Consider the following 15286-nt stretch of genomic DNA (forward strand, 5'->3'; position numbering starts at 1 on the left):
AGCGGCTATCATATTGAAAAGAATGAGCAATCAATAATTATATAAAACCACTATGCCTGATATTTCGGATACTTCTGGCGTACCCCTTACATTTTACTTACCCGCGCGTGGCGGCTTTCATGTTCTGTACGAACTGCTTCAGTTCACCGAGCATCACCTCAGGCTGTGCCAGATTCTTTTCGATGATTTTCACCACCGCAGAGCCTGAAATCGCGCCTGCTGCTCCGGCGGCAATGGCATCGCGCACCTGAGAAGGTTCGGAGATGCCGAAGCCCTGCAGAGGCGGCGCGGCCTGATATTCACCCAGTTTCTCAATTAAATGATGCAGCGGAAGCTGGGCGCGCGTTTCGGTGCCGGTAACGCCTGCGCGGGAAAGCAGGTAGGTGTAACCCCGGCCATGGGTCGAAATTTCGCGCAGCAGCGCGTCGTCGGCGTTTGGCGGGCAGATGAAAATAGGCGCGACGTTGTGGCGCATTGCGGCCTGGCGGAATTCAGCGGACTCTTCCACCGGCACGTCTGCAACCAGCACGGAGTCCACGCCCACTTTGGCGCACAGCGCGTAAAACTCGTCGATGCCACGGTTAAAGACCAGGTTGGCATACATCAGCAGGCCGATCGGGATTTCCGGGTATTTCTGGCGGATCGTCGCCAGCATTTCAAAGCACTGGGTCGGCGTTACGTCAGAGGCAAAAGCCCGCAGCGCCGCGCCCTGGATGGTTGGGCCATCCGCCAGCGGGTCGGAGAACGGAATGCCCAGTTCGAGCGCATCCGCGCCGCCTTCAACCAGCGCATCAATAATTTTCAGCGAAAGCTCAGGGTTCGGGTCACCCAGCGTCACGAAGGGAACGAATGCGCCTTCCTTGCGGGCCTGCAGCTGTTCAAACAGATGATGATAACGTTCCATTACATTTCCCCTCGTGCTTTCAGAATATCGTGGACGGTGAAGATGTCTTTGTCGCCGCGGCCAGAGAGGTTCACTACCAACAGCTGCTCTTTTTCAGGGTTCTCGCGCATCATTTTTAAGGCATGGGCGAGGGCGTGGGAAGACTCCAGCGCAGGAATAATCCCTTCGCTGCGGCACAGCGCTTTAAAGGCATCCAGCGCTTCGTCATCGGTAATGGAGACGTAATCGGCGCGGCCGGTGCTGTTCAGATATGCGTGCTGCGGCCCCACGGAGGGGAAGTCCAGCCCGGCAGAAATAGAGTACGACTCTTCGATTTGCCCTTCGTCGGTTTGCATCATCGGCGACTTCATACCGAAGTAGATCCCCACGCGGCCGTGCTTCAGCGGGGCGCCGTGTTCGCCGGTTTCAATCCCGTGCCCGGCTGGCTCAACGCCAATCAGGCCCACGCTGGTTTCATCGATAAAGTCGGCAAACATACCGATAGCGTTGGAGCCACCGCCCACGCAGGCGATTACCGCGTCAGGCAGGCGACCTTCTTTTTCCAGAATCTGCGCTTTGGTTTCTTCGCCGATCATGCGCTGGAATTCACGCACGATAGTCGGGAACGGGTGCGGACCTGCGGCGGTGCCGAGCATGTAGTGCGCGGTTTCATAGCTTGCAGACCAGTCGCGCAGCGCCTCGTTACAGGCATCTTTCAGGGTGGATGAGCCGCTGTGCACCGGAATGACTTCGGCCCCCATCAGGCGCATACGGAAGACGTTTGGCGACTGGCGCTCGACGTCCTTGGCCCCCATATAAATGCGGCACTTCAGGCCGAGCAGGGCGCTGGCGAGCGCAGAAGCTACGCCGTGCTGACCCGCGCCGGTTTCGGCGATGATTTCGGTTTTGCCCATGCGTTTGGCAAGCAGTGCCTGGCCCAGCACCTGGTTAGTTTTGTGCGCGCCGCCGTGAAGCAGATCTTCACGTTTGAGGTACAGCGTGGTGTTGGTGCCTGCGGTGAGGTTTTTGCACTTGGTCAGCGCCGTTGGACGGCCCGCGTAGTTCTTCAGGAGGTCGGTAAACTCCGCCTGGAACTCAGCGTCGCTTTGCGCCGCCACAAAAGCTTCTTCGAGCTGGCGCAAAGCAGGCATCAGGATCTGCGGCACGTACATCCCGCCAAATTCACCAAAATAAGGGTTCAGTAAAGTCATGGTATCTCTTCCTTAGTAAGCCCGCAGGGTCCGGAAGACCGCAGCCAGCTTGTTAGCATCTTTTATTCCCGGCGCGCTTTCCACGCCAGAGTTGAAATCCAGTCCCGCGCAGCCGGCTTTAGCCGCTTCCACGCAGTTATCCGCTCCGAGGCCGCCCGCCAGAATCACGTTGTCCAGCTTTTGTCCGGCTAACAGTCGCCAGTCAAAGCTTTGTCCGGTGCCGCCCTGGCCGTTATCGAACACGTATTTATCGACGTGCTGTAGATTACGTTCAGGCAGCGAATCAGCCACGCTCAACGCTTTCCAGATTTGCGTGCTCTCCGGCAGCAGCGTTCTCAGCTCATCAATGTATGCCTGGGTCTCAGCGCCGTGAAGCTGAACTGCGCTCAGCGAGAACGTCTCTACTTTCTCCACAACATCTGTTACCGGCGTATTTCTGAATACACCCACGTAGCGAAGCGGCGCGGAGGCAATGACTGCGGCAGCTTTATCGTCGGTGACGAAACGCGGTGAAGTCGGCACGAAGATCAGGCCACCGTATAGCGCCCCGGCTTCCTGAGCCGCACGAGCATCTTCCCCTCGCGTCAGGCCGCAGACTTTGTTCTCCCCAAGCAGCACGCGGCGTACCGCAGCGTTCATGTCATCTTCACTCATCAGCGCGGAGCCAATCAGAAATCCGTTGGCGAAGTGGCTGAGTTCACGAATCTGAGCGTAATTATTGATGCCCGATTCGCTGATCACCGTGACGCCGTGGGTTAGGCGCGGTGCCAGCTGGCGAGTGCGGTCCAGGTCAATGGACAGATCGCGCAGGTCGCGGTTGTTGATGCCGACCACTTTGGCCTCGAGCGCGATGGCGCGCTCCAGCTCTTCTTCGTTGCTGACTTCGGTCAGCACGCCCATGTTCAGGCTGTGGGCCACGGCGGCCAGCTGGCGATACTGTTCATCGTCCAGCACCGAAAGCATCAGCAGGCAGGCGTCCGCCTGGTAAAAGCGCGCCAGATGAATCTGGTAAGCGTCGATAATAAAGTCTTTGCACAGCACCGGCTGGCTGACAATGCCGCTGACGATCGGCAGAAAATCGAAGCTGCCCTGGAAGTATTTCTCGTCGGTCAGGACCGACACGGCAGAGGCATAATGCTTATAAACACCGGCGATACGAGCCGGGTCGAAGTCATCGCGGATCGTCCCTTTAGACGGGGATGCCTTTTTGCACTCAAGAATGAAAACGGTGCGGGCACCCTGCAGCGCGTGGTAGAAGTTCCGCGTGGCTGGCACAATCTCATTCTGAAAGCTCGCCAGCGGCTGCTGCTGTTTGCGGGCTTCGACCCACAGCGCCTTATCAGCCACGATGCGGTTTAAAACGGTTTCCTGCATTCCCTTATCCTCTTCCTGCGAGCGCGGTGACGCGGTCATATGCGGCTCCGCTGTGAAGTACATCCAGCACTTTTTTGACGTTAGCCTTCAAGTCTTCATGACCGTGCAATCGCATCAGCATCGCGACGTTAGCCGCGACGGCAGACTCGTGCGCGGTCTCACCTTTACCTTGTAGCAGGCGGGTCAGAATGTCACGGTTTTCTTCCGGCGTACCGCCCGCCAGCGCTTCCTGGTGATAGGCCGGGAGGTCGAAATCGGCGGCAGTCAGCTGATAGCTTTTGATTTCGCCGTGATTCAGTTCCGCAACCAGCGTTGGCGCGTGGAGCGAAACTTCATCCATGCCGCCGCTGTGAACGACTGCCGCACGCTTGTAGCCGAGAACGCGCAGGGTTTCTGCAATCGGCAGCACCAGTTCAGGGCTGTAGACGCCGATCAGTGCCAGCGGCGGATGCGCCGGGTTGATTAGCGGCCCTAAAACGTTGAACAGGGTACGCGTTTTCAACTGCTGGCGAACCGGCATCGCGTGGCGGAATCCGGTGTGGTACTTAGGCGCAAACAGGAAGCAAACGCCCAGCTCGTCCAGCGCTTTGCGGGAGGCATCCGCGTTCATTTCCAGGTTGATGCCAAACGCCGCCAGCAGATCGGAGGAGCCCGAACGGCTGGAAACGCTGCGGTTGCCGTGTTTGGCGACTTTTAGTCCGACCGCGGCGGCCACAAAGGCGCTGGCGGTGGAGATGTTAATGCTGTTGCTGCCGTCGCCGCCGGTGCCGACGATATCGGCAAACTCATAGCTTGGGCTAGGGAACGGCGCGGCGTGCTCAAGCAGGGCAGATGCGGCGCCGGCGATTTCGTTCGGGTGTTCACCGCGAACCTTCATGCTGACCAGCGCGGCCGCCAGCTGCTCTGGCTTCAGTTCACCGCGGACGATGGCGGAAAACAGCTGGTGGCTCTCTTCGCGGCTCAGGGTCTGCGCCTGATAAAGCTTGTCGAGGATCGGCTGTAGCGTATTGGCCTGCTTCAGCTTCTGCAGCGCCCAGTCGAGGGTCTGCTCCAGCAGGCGTGCGCCGTGGCTGGTGAGGATGGATTCCGGGTGGAACTGGAAGCCGACGACCCGGTCAGCCTCGTGGCGAACGGCCATCACCATACCGTCGAAATGTGCGTTAATGGTCAGGCCGGCAGGAATGTTGCTGCCCACCAGGGAGTGGTAGCGCGCCACCGGCAGCGGGTTAGGCAGCCCGGCAAACATCGCTTCGCCGTCATGGGAAATGGAGGAGGCTTTGCCGTGCAGGATTTCGCCCGCCTGGCCGACGTAGCCGCCGTACGCTTCCACAATGGCCTGGTGGCCCAGGCAAATGCCGATAATCGGCAGCTTACCGCGCATACGCGTCAGTAATTCCGGCATACAGCCCGCTTCGCTTGGGGCACCCGGTCCCGGAGACAGCATCAGCACCGGGTTGTCCATGGTGGCCAGGCGTTCGATCAGCGTCTGGGCCGGCACGTGGTTACGGTAAATCACCACGTTGTGGCCGTTCGCGCGCAGCTGGTCCGCCAGGTTATAAGTGAATGAGTCGATATTATCGAGCAGCAGAATGTCAGCCATTAGAAAATCTCCTGGGCGTGATGCGCGGTAGCAATGGCGCGCAAAACAGCGCGGGCTTTGTTGCGGGTTTCGTCGGCTTCGGACTGCGGGTCTGAATCAAGGACAACGCCAGCGCCAGCCTGCACGGTGGCAATGCCGTCTTCAACGTACGCTGAGCGGATGACGATGCAGGTATCGAGATCGCCGTGGGCGGTGAAGTAACCCACCGCGCCGCCGTAGCTGCCGCGACGAACGCCTTCGGCACCGGCAATCAACTGCATCGCACGCACTTTCGGTGCGCCGCTCAGGGTGCCCATATTCATACAGGCGCGGTAGGCGTGCAGCACGTCCAGGTCGTGGCGCAGTTCGCCAACAACGCGGGATACCAGGTGCATCACAAAGGAGTAACGGTCAACTTTGGTTAAATCCGCCACGTAGCGGCTGCCCGGCGTACAGATGCGGGCGAGATCGTTCCGCGCCAGGTCAACCAGCATCAGGTGCTCAGAGAGCTCTTTATGGTCGGTGCGCATTTCCAGCTCAATGCGGCTGTCCAGGTCGCGATCCAGCGACCCGTCGGCGCGGCGGCCACGGGGACGCGTGCCGGCAATCGGGTAGATCTCAATCTGTCGGTTGGTGGCATCGTATTTCAGCGAGCTCTCCGGGGAAGCCCCGAACAGAGTGAAATCGTTGTCCTGCATAAAGAACATGTACGGGCTTGGGTTGCTCTTCTTCAGCGTCTGATACGCTGCCAGCGGTGACGGGCAAGGCAGCGAGAAGCGGCGGGACGGCACAACCTGGAAAATTTCGCCGATGCGAATGGCTTTTTGCATCTGGCGTACAACCGCGCCGAACTCTTCGTCGCTCTGATTGACATCGCAGCTCATGTGCTCCACTTTTTGCACCGGCAGGGCAGCAGGCTGTTCACTGATTTGCTGGCGCAGCTGTTCGGTGCGTTTCAGCAGGCGCTGTTTTTCGCTGTCCGACGGCGTAAAGAGGCTGGCCTGAATGCGGGTTTGCTTTTTCTGGTGATCGATGGTCAATAAGGTTTCGGCCAGGTAGAAGCAGTAATCCGGGCAGCGATTGTCCTGTTTCAGCTGCGGCAGGTCCTCAAAGCCGGCCACCAGATCGTAGGCAAACAGGCCGCCGAAGAACATTGCATGGCGCTCATCCGCAGGTACGCTGACCAGCTCCTGCATAATGCGGAATGCGTCAAAGACCGACAGCGAGCACAGGCGCGCATCTTCATCTAATAACGTACTGACCGTCGGAAAGCGCAGGGTGCGGCCATCCGGGAAGTGCTCGTTTTCGACGCCAGCCGGCAGAGCGGCATCCAGCAGCGGTAACAGGGAAGCGCCGTTGGCAGACAATGCCTGTAAGGTGACGGTGTCACCTAAAGCCGTAATGCGCATGGCGCTATCGACCAGCAGCAGGCTTTTTAAGTCGTCTTTACTGTCGATGTCCGCGGACTCCAGCAGCAGCGTCGCAGGGCGCGCGCCGCACAGCTGGTGGAAAAGGGCCGTTGGGTTTTCACGGTAGGCAGCTTCGCTGCTCAGGAGTTCAAGTGCCGGTTTTTGTGTTTGCATTTTAGTTCTCAAATTTTGTTCAAAAAAAAGCCCGCATCGTTGGCGGGCCTGGTATCTGTGCTGTTAAACAGCGTACGCGATCGCACCGCCCGAGTTCAGGGAGTACGCCACCAACCGTGCAGGGAATTCATCGCTTTCATTTCAGACACCTCGTTATGTGAACTTGCGTACTAGTAAACTGGTTCGCGGCTTTGTTGTCAATACTGATTTTTTAAAATAGCCGAATATCGCTATCATGGGCCGCTAAATTTCTGTTTATCCATTCTGGAGCCATTTTGAGCGAGCCCACCCTGGCCACGATCCACGATTTACACAGCCACACTACCGCCTCGGACGGCCTGTTGTCTCCTGAAGCTTTGGTTAATCGCGCGGTAGATATGCGCGTCACGGTACTTGCCATTACCGATCATGACACCGTCGCTGGTCTGCCTGCCGCAAGGGCTGAAATCCAGCGCCTGAATTTACCGCTACAGTTAATTAGCGGCGTTGAAATCTCCACCGTCTGGGAAAATCACGAAATCCATATCGTTGGCCTGGGTATTGATGAACAGCACCCGGCGCTTAAGCTTTTTCTTGAACAGCAAAGTGAACGCCGCAGCCAGCGCGCGGTAATGATTGCTGAACGTCTGGATAAAGCGCGTATTCCCGGTGCGCTGGAAGGGGCAATGCGTCACGCCGGCAGCGGGGCTATTACCCGCGGGCATTTCGCCCGTTTTCTGGTTGAGCAGGGAAAAGCCGGCAATATGGGCGACGTTTTCAAAAAATATCTGGCGAAGGGGAAAACCGGATACGTTCCGCCCCAGTGGTGTACAATAGAACAAGCTATTGATGTGATTCATCATTCTGGCGGGCAGGCGGTGCTGGCGCATCCAGGGCGCTACGGCCTGACCGCAAAATGGCTAAAACGACTGCTGGCGCACTTTGCCGAAAACGGTGGCGATGCCATGGAAGTTGCGCAGTGCCAGCAGGCTCCCAACGAACGTACCCAGCTTGCGAGCTACGCTAAGCAGTTTAATCTGCTGGCGTCACAGGGATCTGATTTCCATCTGCCCTGCGCGTGGATTGAACTGGGCCGTAAGCTGTGGCTACCGGCGGGCGTTGAGCCCGTCTGGCAGCACTGGGAGCAGAGCCGCATCGCTAAAGAGAGGGCAGTATGAGTCAGTTTTTTTATATCCACCCGGATAACCCACAGCCGCGCCTGATTAACCAGGCCGTCGATATTATTCGTAAAGGCGGGGTCATTGTTTATCCTACCGATTCTGGCTACGCGCTGGGCTGCAAGATTGAAGATAAGGGCGCCATGGAGCGCATTTGTCGTATTCGTCAGCTCCCCGATGGCCACAACTTTACCCTGATGTGTCGGGATCTGTCGGAACTGTCGACTTACGCTTTCGTCGACAACGTGGCATTCCGCCTGATTAAAAACAACACGCCGGGAAATTACACCTTTATTCTGAAGGGCACCAAAGACGTTCCCCGCCGTCTGCTGCAGGAAAAACGTAAAACCATCGGCCTGCGCGTGCCGTCGAACCCGATTGCGCTGGCGCTGCTAGAAGTGCTGAATGAGCCGATGCTGTCGACCTCGCTGATGTTGCCGGGCAGCGAGTTTACCGAGTCCGATCCGGAAGAGATTAAAGACCGCCTCGAGAAAGTGGTGGATCTGGTTATCCACGGTGGTTATCTGGGGCAGCAGCCCACCACGGTTATCGATCTGACCGAAGACTCGCCGGTTGTCATGCGCGAGGGCGTCGGGGACGTTAAACCTTTCCTGTAAGGAAATCGCTATGACCCGATTTAACATTGATGTTCTTGCTTCTCAATGCGGCGTGACGCCCGCCAATATTCGTAGCTGGCAGCGTTATGGGTTGATCAAGCCGCAGGTGGATGAGAACGGGCACCGTTTTTTTGATTTTACCCACTGTTCGCAGGTCGCCGCGATTGTCGGCTGGCTTGAGAAAGGGGTTGCTCTGTCGGATATGCTGGCGCTGCTGAAAGGCGAGGAAATGTCCCCGCCTTTCAGATGGCTCGATGTTCAGGAAGCGCTGCTGGCGCAGTGTGAGGCGATGCAGCCGGCGAAGTTGAGGGCGCTTATCTGGCGCTATGGCCGCGAGGTGCCGCCGGTTATTTTCATTGATGAAGTTATCCGTCCGCTGAGACTGTGGCTCCACGCCGATGTGCAGCAGGAAATGGCGATGAGCCGCGCGCTGCTCGATACGGCGCTGATTGAATATGCCACGTTTGTTCTGGCCAGTGGGCGCAAGCGGCCCGGCGGCAGTCTGTTTATTCTGGCGCTTTCGCTAAAAGATCCCGTCGAGCTTTGGCTGGAAGGGATCCGTTTTGCCAGCGACGGTTTTTGCGTGGAGGTTCTGGATCGCGGCATTCCCTGCCCGGATCTCAGCCGCATTGACGCCGACCATATCATGATCTGGTCTGATAAAACGCTGACCGCCAGCCAGCGGACGGCATACGATCTTTGGCAAAGCGAAGGGCGGCCGGTATTCCTTGCCGGAGTGCCCGCGAATATTGAGCGAAAAAACGCCCGGTTATCGTTTTCTGGCATACCTACGAATTAATCCCTGACGGTGATAACTAAAAAGAGGCCTCTGGCCTCTTTTTTATGCGCTGAAGCTTCATAAGTAGTCAAAACAATGCGATAACCTTAATGTCGATAAGCTAATTAGCTGCTGACGTCATAATAAAAAACCATCAATAAATATAATAATATTTATTGATGGGAGCGGTTTCATAATTAATTTACTGCGCTATTAATACCCTGCTTAACATTTTACAATGCTCTGTAAAATCATTTAGTTAATAAACAGTTACATTCGAAGTAATGTTGAAACTTTTTAGCAGAATTGAGCAAGGATCACGCTCTCATTTCTTATTGGATATTGTTGTTCTTATTTTCTTCAATATTTAAATCTAACTTGCCAAAATTCTTTGGTTTTTAATAATGCCGGGTGCGGCAATGCAAGAAATTTATCCATATTGACGATAATTTACCGTCTACGTAGCATCCCCAGCGCTAAGTCCGAAGTGAATATTTATACACCTTAAACCATTTAATTTTACGCTATAGGATTAATATGAAAAATATCAAAAAAGCGGTATTGATCTCTTTATTAGCCATTACCGCATCAGGGGCTTACGCCGCCGATCCGGTGAAAGGTAAAACGCTGATTGTGGCTATTTCACCTAATTCACCGCCGATGCTATTTAAAGACCAGAGCGGGAAGCTACAGGGCGTTGATCTCGAGATTTTCAATGATTATTGCAAGGCTCGCGGCTGCAAAATTGAAACCAAAGAGTATGACTGGGACGGCATGTTAGGTGCCGTAGCCAGCAAACAGGCTGACGTCGCGTTCTCCGGCATTTCCATCACCGATAAGCGTAAAAAAGTGATGGATTTCTCTGACTCCTATTACGAAAACTCGTTCAACCTTGTTAGCCTGGCATCTAAAAAGTTGAAAATAACCGACCTGGCACAGCTCAAAAAATACAGTATTGGCTACCCGCGCGGTATGGCGTATACCGATTTGATTAAAAGCGACCTGGAACCGAAGGGCTTCTACAACGTTGCCGATGTTAAGCTCTACCCGTCCTACAACGAAGCGGTGACCGATCTTAAAAACGGAAACCTGGATCTGGCCTTTATCGAAGAGCCGGTGTACGACAACTATCGCTTCCATCAAAAAATGCCGCTGGCTATCAGTTACTCCTTCAAAGGGGTGGATCATCTCGGCTTTGCGTTCCAGCAGGGCTCTCCGGTTCGCGACGACTTCAACGCTTATCTGAAACAATTAGGCCCGAAAAAGCTGGCCGCCATTATGGATAAATGGCTGAAATCATAACCCATGCTGGCTAAAGAGCTCTTCGATATTACGGGCCTGCTGCTGCATGGCGTGGGGGACACCTTTGTTATCACACTGTCCTGTTTTGCAACGGCTTTTATTTCGGGGCTGGGAGTCGCCGCGCTGCGGCGGCTCACCGGCAGTCGCGTGGGGCGGATCCTTGATCTTATGGTGTTTATTCTGCGCGCTATTCCGGTCCTGGTACTGCTCTTCCTGATCTATTTCGGCCTGCCCGGGTTCGGCTTTAGCGTGCCTCCGCTTGCGGCAATGAATTTGAGCCTGGGCTTAATCGGGGGCGCTTATCTGTCCGAAGTGTTTCGGGGGGCTCTGTTAGCGGTGGATGAGCAGGAAATGGCGGCTGCACGCGCCAGCGGTTTTAGTGCCCTGCAGATTTTACGCTTTATTGAGTTTCCGCAAATGCTGCGTTTTTCCGTCCCCGGCGTGATGAATGAACTGACGGCGATCCTGAAAAACACGCCCTTTGCCTACACCGTGGGCGTCACCGAGATCCTCGGGCAGGCAAAAGCACTGACCGCATCTACCATGCTTGGCATGAGCATCTACATGCTGGCGGGCGTGCTTTACTTCCTCATTTATAAGTTTTTTCAGATTGTTTTGACGAAAATTAAGAACCGCTATGCGGTGGAATAAGCTACGAGGGCGGGATGTCGATACTAACGGTAAAAAATCTCAGCAAGCGCTACGGTGAAAACGTTGTGCTTAGCGGCATCAATCTGGAAATAGAGACGGGTTGCACTCAGGTCATCATGGGCCCATCCGGCTGCGGAAAAACCACATTAATTCGCTGCCTTAACCTGCTTGAGCTGCCCGACGCGGGAGAAATCTGTTTCCAGAGTGAAAATCTGCTGAAGGATCAACGGAGCGCTCAGAGACTGCGCAGCAAAATCGGCTTCGTGTTTCAGAGCTTTGCTTTATACCGCCATCTTAGCGTGCTCGATAATCTGACTCTGGCGCTGAGAAAGCTTCAGGGGAAGAGCAGGGCGCAGGCGAATGCGATGGCGCGGGAGGAGCTGGCCTATTTTGATATGTCTGCCCATGAGCAAAAGTTTCCGGCTCAGCTTTCCGGCGGGCAAAAACAGCGTGTCGCTTTGGCGCGAAGCCTGGTGATGAAACCCGAGATTATCATTCTCGATGAGCCTACCTCCGCGCTGGACCCGCTGATGAGTCAGGAGGTAGCTCAGCTGATTAACCGGCTATCACACCGTAAGGTAACGACGGTTTGCGTCACGCACGATATTGCTTTTGCCGGGCAAATTAGTAAGAACGTGATATTTATGAGCGGCGGCGTGATTCAGGCTCAGGGGGCGGTGGAATATCTGGCGAAATGTGGCCTGCCACAGGTGGAAAAATTTTTTGGGAACACAAGTCATGGCTAGCAATCTGCTCAGTTTCTACCATGATTTTTTAGATCAGTGGCCGCTCATTTTACGGGGGATTGGCGCCACGATAGGATTAACCGTTGCAATGTCACTAACAGGTTTTCTTCTGGGTATCGTCGTTTTTTACTTTAGCCTTAGCCGCCGCCCAAAGGTGGCGCGTTTCGTTGAGCGCTACAAATCTTTTTTCATCGGCACGCCGCTGATCTGCATTATCTACATTCTGTATTACGGACTCCCGCAGCTGGCTATCCGGCTGACGCCATTTGAAGTCACCCTGCTGGGATTTACGCTGAATATTGCCGCCTACAATGCCGCTTATCTGCTTACGGCCTACAATGGGATGGACAAAACGCAGATAGAAGCCGCCGCCGCGCAAGGTTTTAGCCCGGCGCAAATCTACCTCTGGATCATACTGCCTCAGGTTTTACGTACATCGATTCCGGCGCTGACCAATCAGGTCATCTACAATCTGAAAGACAGTTCGCTGGCCTTTTTGGTGCAGTATCCCGAACTGTTTGCCCGCATGCAGGAACTGGCTGCCGGGAATTTTGAATTTTTTAAAACCTATTCTCTGACGGCGCTCTTTTACGTGGTCATGGCGACGGTTATTTATATGCTTTCAAAACGGGTTGAAAAGCGCCTGCAAACGGCCTGAAACAGACGGTGATTAGCGGGTTACATGGTTGCAAAAGTCATGTATAATGCCTGACACTTCAATTAATTAAGTAATTGAAAAATATATTCTTTCCATCGACGCCTGTGAAGGCGACACCCGAGGAAGCTCAATGAGCGAAAAGTTACAAAAAGTGCTGGCTCGCGCTGGCCATGGTTCCCGTCGTGAGATCGAAACCATTATCTCTGCAGGCCGCGTAAGCGTTGATGGCAAAATCGCCACGCTGGGCGACCGCGTTGAAATTACTCCAGCGTTGAAAATTCGTATTGATGGTCATTTGATCTCAATTCGCGAATCTGCGGAACAAATCTGTCGCGTGCTGGCCTATTACAAGCCGGAAGGCGAGCTGTGTACCCGCAGCGACCCGGAAGGACGCCCAACCGTATTCGACCGTTTGCCAAAACTGCGCGGAGCACGCTGGATTGCCGTTGGGCGTCTGGACGTGAATACCTGCGGTTTACTGCTGTTTACCACCGACGGGGAACTGGCAAACCGCCTGATGCACCCAAGCCGTGAAGTGGAGCGTGAATACTCCGTGCGCGTGTTTGGCCAGGTGGATGACGACAAGGTGAGGCAACTCTCCCGCGGTGTGCAGCTTGAAGATGGTCTGGCGGCTTTCAAAACCATCAAGTTCACCGGCGGTGAAGGCATTAACCAGTGGTACAACGTGACGCTGACCGAAGGCCGTAACCGCGAGGTTCGCCGCCTGTGGGAAGCCGTCGGAGTCCAGGTGAGCCGCCTTATTCGCGTGCGCTATGGTGATATTAAATTGCCAAAAGGCCTGCCGCGCGGGGGCTATACCGAGCTTGACCTGGCGCAGACAAACTACCTGCGTACGCTGGTGGAGCTGCCGGAAGAAACCAGCAGTAAAGTGGCGGTAGAAAAAGATCGTCGCCGCATGAAAGCGAACCAGATCCGCCGTGCCGTGAAGCGCCACACCCAGGTGACCGGCGGCAACCGCCGCGCCGGCAGCAGCCGTAATAACGGCAGCGGCAGCTAAACTTAAGCCCCTCTTATGAGGGGTTTAAAATTGCTGACAAAGAGGGAAAAAGCGTGGTTTTTCCCTCTTTGTGACTATCAGCCGAAAATCAACAAATTGATTTTCCTTTTTTTTAATGTGCGGTCTGTATTTCTTTGGTTATCAAAGATTTTGTCGCCGTCCGGAACCCCTCTTATGAGGGGTTTTTTATTAGTAATCAATCCCAATTTGCGCCTTTACCCCAGCGTCAAAGGCATGCTTAACCGGGCGAATTTCGCTGACCGTGTCGGCCATCTCCAGAATGTCGCGGTGGCACCCGCGGCCGGTAATAATGACGGTTTGATTCACTGGCCGGTTAGCCAGCGCGCTTAAGACGTCTTCCAGCGGCAAATAATGATAGGCCACCATGTAGGTGAGTTCGTCGAGGATCACCATATCCAGCGTGGCATCCGCCAGCATGCGTTTACCGTGCTCCCACACCGCAAGGCAGGCGGCGGTGTCCGTCTCCCGGTTTTGCGTTTCCCAGGTAAAGCCGGTGGCCATCACCTGAAACTCAACCCCATGCGGCTCCAGCAGATTGCGTTCGCCATTCGGCCACTGGCCCTTGATAAACTGAATGACCCCGACTTTTTGGCCGTGGCCTACGGCGCGCGTGGCTGTGCCGAATGCGGCGGTCGTTTTACCTTTCCCGTTGCCGGTGAAAACTATCAGGATCCCGCGCTCTTGCCGGGCTTCTGCAATGCGCGCATCAACCTTTTCTTTCTGGCGCTGCTGCCGCTGCTGATATCTGTCCTCACTCATTCTGAAATCCCGGGTTTACGGTTAGGCTGGGCATCGAAACTCATGCCGGTCTTACGACGGCTGTCGTCGCCCATCAGCCAGAGGTACAGCGGCATTAAATCCCGGGGCGTTTTCAGTTTGGCCGGATCTTCCGTCGGGAAGGCGCTGGCGCGCATGGCGGTGCGGGTGCCGCCTGGGTTAATGCAGTTCACCCGCAGATTGTGTTGCTTATACTCTTCCGCCAGCACCTGCATCATGCCTTCCGTCGCAAACTTCGACGCGGCATAAGCGCCCCAGCCAGCGCGGCCCTGGCGACCAACGCTCGAGGTGGTAAACACCAGAGAGCCGGATTCGGATTTAAGTAATAAAGGAAGCAAAGCCTGGGTCAGGAAAAAGGTCGCATTGACGTTCACCTGCATGACGGCCTGCCAGGTATCAGGATCCTGCTTATCCATCGGCACGACATCGCCAAGAATACCGGCATTATGCAGGACGCCATCCAGGCGAGGAACCAGCGTGGCTATTTTGCTGGCCAGCGTATGGCACTCTGCCGACGTGGTGGTAGCCAGGTCAAGCGTGAACCAGTGCGCGGGGAGCAAACCGTGAGACTGGATCTCACCGGCGACGGCGCGGAGTTTTTGCTCATTGCGCCCCAGCAAAATCACCGAAGCACCAAATCTGGCATAGGTGAGTGCGGCGACGTGGCCGATGCCATCGCTGGCACCGGTGACTAAAATAATGCGGTTTTGCAGTAAGTTATCTTGTGGCTGATAGTGCACGGTTTTACTCCTCGCGTGATGCAATATGCTCACGTCTTATTTCTCGTTAAGTTACCTGGCTTTATGCCTTAAAGACGGGAGTATTTCAATCAGTCAGCCGGAGACAATGCTAAGGATTAACATTTTGCAAATATTTCCCCGTGTTAAAACTTTTAAGGGAGCGCTCTGGCTGCCTTTATAGTTACTTACAG

15 protein-coding genes and 1 other annotated feature are annotated in these 15286 nt (G+C 55.2%); of the genes, 8 read left to right on the plus strand and 7 right to left on the minus strand.

What is annotated here, in order from left to right; genetic code table 11:
- Positions 1 to 97: 97 nt before the first annotated feature.
- Genes trpA through F3J29_RS05165 form a run of 5 tightly spaced genes read right to left on the minus strand, consistent with a single transcriptional unit; the run spans position 98 to position 6630 of the window.
- Positions 98 to 904: a tryptophan synthase subunit alpha gene (trpA, locus tag F3J29_RS05145; protein ID WP_166863541.1), complete on the minus strand. Its 807-nt coding sequence runs from the start codon at positions 902 to 904 to the stop codon at positions 98 to 100.
- Positions 904 to 2094 (minus strand): tryptophan synthase subunit beta, encoded by a 1191-nt coding sequence (trpB, locus tag F3J29_RS05150; protein WP_008454293.1) that lies wholly within the window; start codon positions 2092 to 2094, stop codon positions 904 to 906. Before trpB ends, trpA begins: the two co-directional genes overlap by 1 nt.
- A gap of 12 nt (positions 2095 to 2106) precedes the next feature.
- On the minus strand, positions 2107 to 3468 hold the full coding sequence (gene trpCF / locus F3J29_RS05155; RefSeq protein ID WP_166864969.1) for a bifunctional indole-3-glycerol-phosphate synthase TrpC/phosphoribosylanthranilate isomerase TrpF: 1362 nt from the start codon (positions 3466 to 3468) through the stop codon (positions 2107 to 2109).
- A gap of 4 nt (positions 3469 to 3472) precedes the next feature.
- Positions 3473 to 5068 (minus strand): bifunctional anthranilate synthase glutamate amidotransferase component TrpG/anthranilate phosphoribosyltransferase TrpD, encoded by a 1596-nt coding sequence (gene trpD / locus F3J29_RS05160; RefSeq protein ID WP_166863544.1) that lies wholly within the window; start codon positions 5066 to 5068, stop codon positions 3473 to 3475.
- Entirely contained in the window at positions 5068 to 6630 is a 1563-nt protein-coding gene (locus tag F3J29_RS05165; RefSeq protein WP_166863546.1) for an anthranilate synthase component 1, read from the minus strand. The genes trpD and F3J29_RS05165 overlap by 1 nt, the downstream gene beginning before the upstream one ends.
- Positions 6631 to 6651: 21 nt before the next feature.
- Positions 6652 to 6749 (minus strand) — a sequence feature (Trp leader region).
- 138 nt (positions 6750 to 6887) lie between these two features.
- On the opposite strand from F3J29_RS05165, the gene rnm reads away from it, so the two are divergent.
- The 8 genes from rnm (at position 6888) to rluB (ending at position 13557) form a co-directional block, all read left to right on the plus strand.
- A complete protein-coding gene (rnm, locus tag F3J29_RS05170; protein ID WP_502706554.1) occupies positions 6888 to 7787 on the plus strand; it encodes an RNase RNM in 900 nt (299 codons plus the stop codon).
- Positions 7784 to 8404 (plus strand): L-threonylcarbamoyladenylate synthase, encoded by a 621-nt coding sequence (locus F3J29_RS05175; RefSeq protein WP_166863550.1) that lies wholly within the window; start codon positions 7784 to 7786, stop codon positions 8402 to 8404. Before rnm ends, F3J29_RS05175 begins: the two co-directional genes overlap by 4 nt.
- 10 nt (positions 8405 to 8414) lie before the next feature.
- Positions 8415 to 9203, plus strand: coding sequence for a MerR family transcriptional regulator (locus F3J29_RS05180; protein ID WP_286175158.1), 789 nt, complete (start codon positions 8415 to 8417; stop codon positions 9201 to 9203).
- A gap of 516 nt (positions 9204 to 9719) precedes the next feature.
- On the plus strand, positions 9720 to 10484 hold the full coding sequence (locus tag F3J29_RS05185; RefSeq protein ID WP_166863552.1) for a transporter substrate-binding domain-containing protein: 765 nt from the start codon (positions 9720 to 9722) through the stop codon (positions 10482 to 10484).
- A gap of 3 nt (positions 10485 to 10487) precedes the next feature.
- Complete coding sequence (locus F3J29_RS05190; protein WP_166863554.1) at positions 10488 to 11135, plus strand: amino acid ABC transporter permease; 648 nt, start codon at positions 10488 to 10490, stop codon at positions 11133 to 11135.
- A 14-nt stretch (positions 11136 to 11149) separates the two neighbouring features.
- A complete protein-coding gene (locus F3J29_RS05195) occupies positions 11150 to 11881 on the plus strand; it encodes an amino acid ABC transporter ATP-binding protein (RefSeq protein ID WP_166863556.1) in 732 nt (243 codons plus the stop codon).
- Positions 11874 to 12539: an amino acid ABC transporter permease gene (locus tag F3J29_RS05200; protein ID WP_166863558.1), complete on the plus strand. Its 666-nt coding sequence runs from the start codon at positions 11874 to 11876 to the stop codon at positions 12537 to 12539. The genes F3J29_RS05195 and F3J29_RS05200 overlap by 8 nt, the downstream gene beginning before the upstream one ends.
- Positions 12540 to 12669: 130 nt before the next feature.
- Entirely contained in the window at positions 12670 to 13557 is an 888-nt protein-coding gene (gene rluB / locus F3J29_RS05205) for a 23S rRNA pseudouridine(2605) synthase RluB (protein WP_166863560.1), read from the plus strand.
- Positions 13558 to 13746: 189 nt separating this feature from the next.
- On the opposite strand, the gene cobO is transcribed toward rluB, so the two are convergent.
- Together cobO and F3J29_RS05215 are read right to left on the minus strand one after the other, a co-directional pair.
- Positions 13747 to 14337 (minus strand): cob(I)yrinic acid a,c-diamide adenosyltransferase, encoded by a 591-nt coding sequence (gene cobO, locus F3J29_RS05210; RefSeq protein ID WP_166863563.1) that lies wholly within the window; start codon positions 14335 to 14337, stop codon positions 13747 to 13749.
- A complete protein-coding gene (locus tag F3J29_RS05215; RefSeq protein ID WP_166863565.1) occupies positions 14334 to 15095 on the minus strand; it encodes a YciK family oxidoreductase in 762 nt (253 codons plus the stop codon). The genes cobO and F3J29_RS05215 overlap by 4 nt, the downstream gene beginning before the upstream one ends.
- Positions 15096 to 15286: the final 191 nt, after the last annotated feature.

Origin of the sequence: Enterobacter sp. Cy-643, from assembly GCF_011752815.1 — a bacterium.
Lineage (GTDB): Bacteria > Pseudomonadota > Gammaproteobacteria > Enterobacterales > Enterobacteriaceae > Cedecea.

Bases quoted from the DNA above. Each gene is read 5' to 3' on its own strand.
- F3J29_RS05175 (WP_166863550.1), top strand. From the start codon at position 7,784: ATGAGTCAGTTTTTTTATATCCACCCGGATAACCCACAGCCGCGCCTG.
- rluB (WP_166863560.1), top strand. From the start codon at position 12,670: ATGAGCGAAAAGTTACAAAAAGTGCTGGCTCGCGCTGGCCATGGTTCC.
- cobO (WP_166863563.1), bottom strand. From the start codon at position 14,337: ATGAGTGAGGACAGATATCAGCAGCGGCAGCAGCGCCAGAAAGAAAAG.
- trpD (WP_166863544.1), bottom strand. From the start codon at position 5,068: ATGGCTGACATTCTGCTGCTCGATAATATCGACTCATTCACTTATAAC.
- F3J29_RS05165 (WP_166863546.1), bottom strand. From the start codon at position 6,630: ATGCAAACACAAAAACCGGCACTTGAACTCCTGAGCAGCGAAGCTGCC.
- F3J29_RS05185 (WP_166863552.1), top strand. From the start codon at position 9,720: ATGAAAAATATCAAAAAAGCGGTATTGATCTCTTTATTAGCCATTACC.
- trpCF (WP_166864969.1), bottom strand. From the start codon at position 3,468: ATGCAGGAAACCGTTTTAAACCGCATCGTGGCTGATAAGGCGCTGTGG.
- F3J29_RS05195 (WP_166863556.1), top strand. From the start codon at position 11,150: ATGTCGATACTAACGGTAAAAAATCTCAGCAAGCGCTACGGTGAAAAC.
- F3J29_RS05190 (WP_166863554.1), top strand. From the start codon at position 10,488: ATGCTGGCTAAAGAGCTCTTCGATATTACGGGCCTGCTGCTGCATGGC.
- trpA (WP_166863541.1), bottom strand. From the start codon at position 904: ATGGAACGTTATCATCATCTGTTTGAACAGCTGCAGGCCCGCAAGGAA.
- F3J29_RS05200 (WP_166863558.1), top strand. From the start codon at position 11,874: ATGGCTAGCAATCTGCTCAGTTTCTACCATGATTTTTTAGATCAGTGG.
- F3J29_RS05180 (WP_286175158.1), top strand. From the start codon at position 8,415: ATGACCCGATTTAACATTGATGTTCTTGCTTCTCAATGCGGCGTGACG.
- trpB (WP_008454293.1), bottom strand. From the start codon at position 2,094: ATGACTTTACTGAACCCTTATTTTGGTGAATTTGGCGGGATGTACGTG.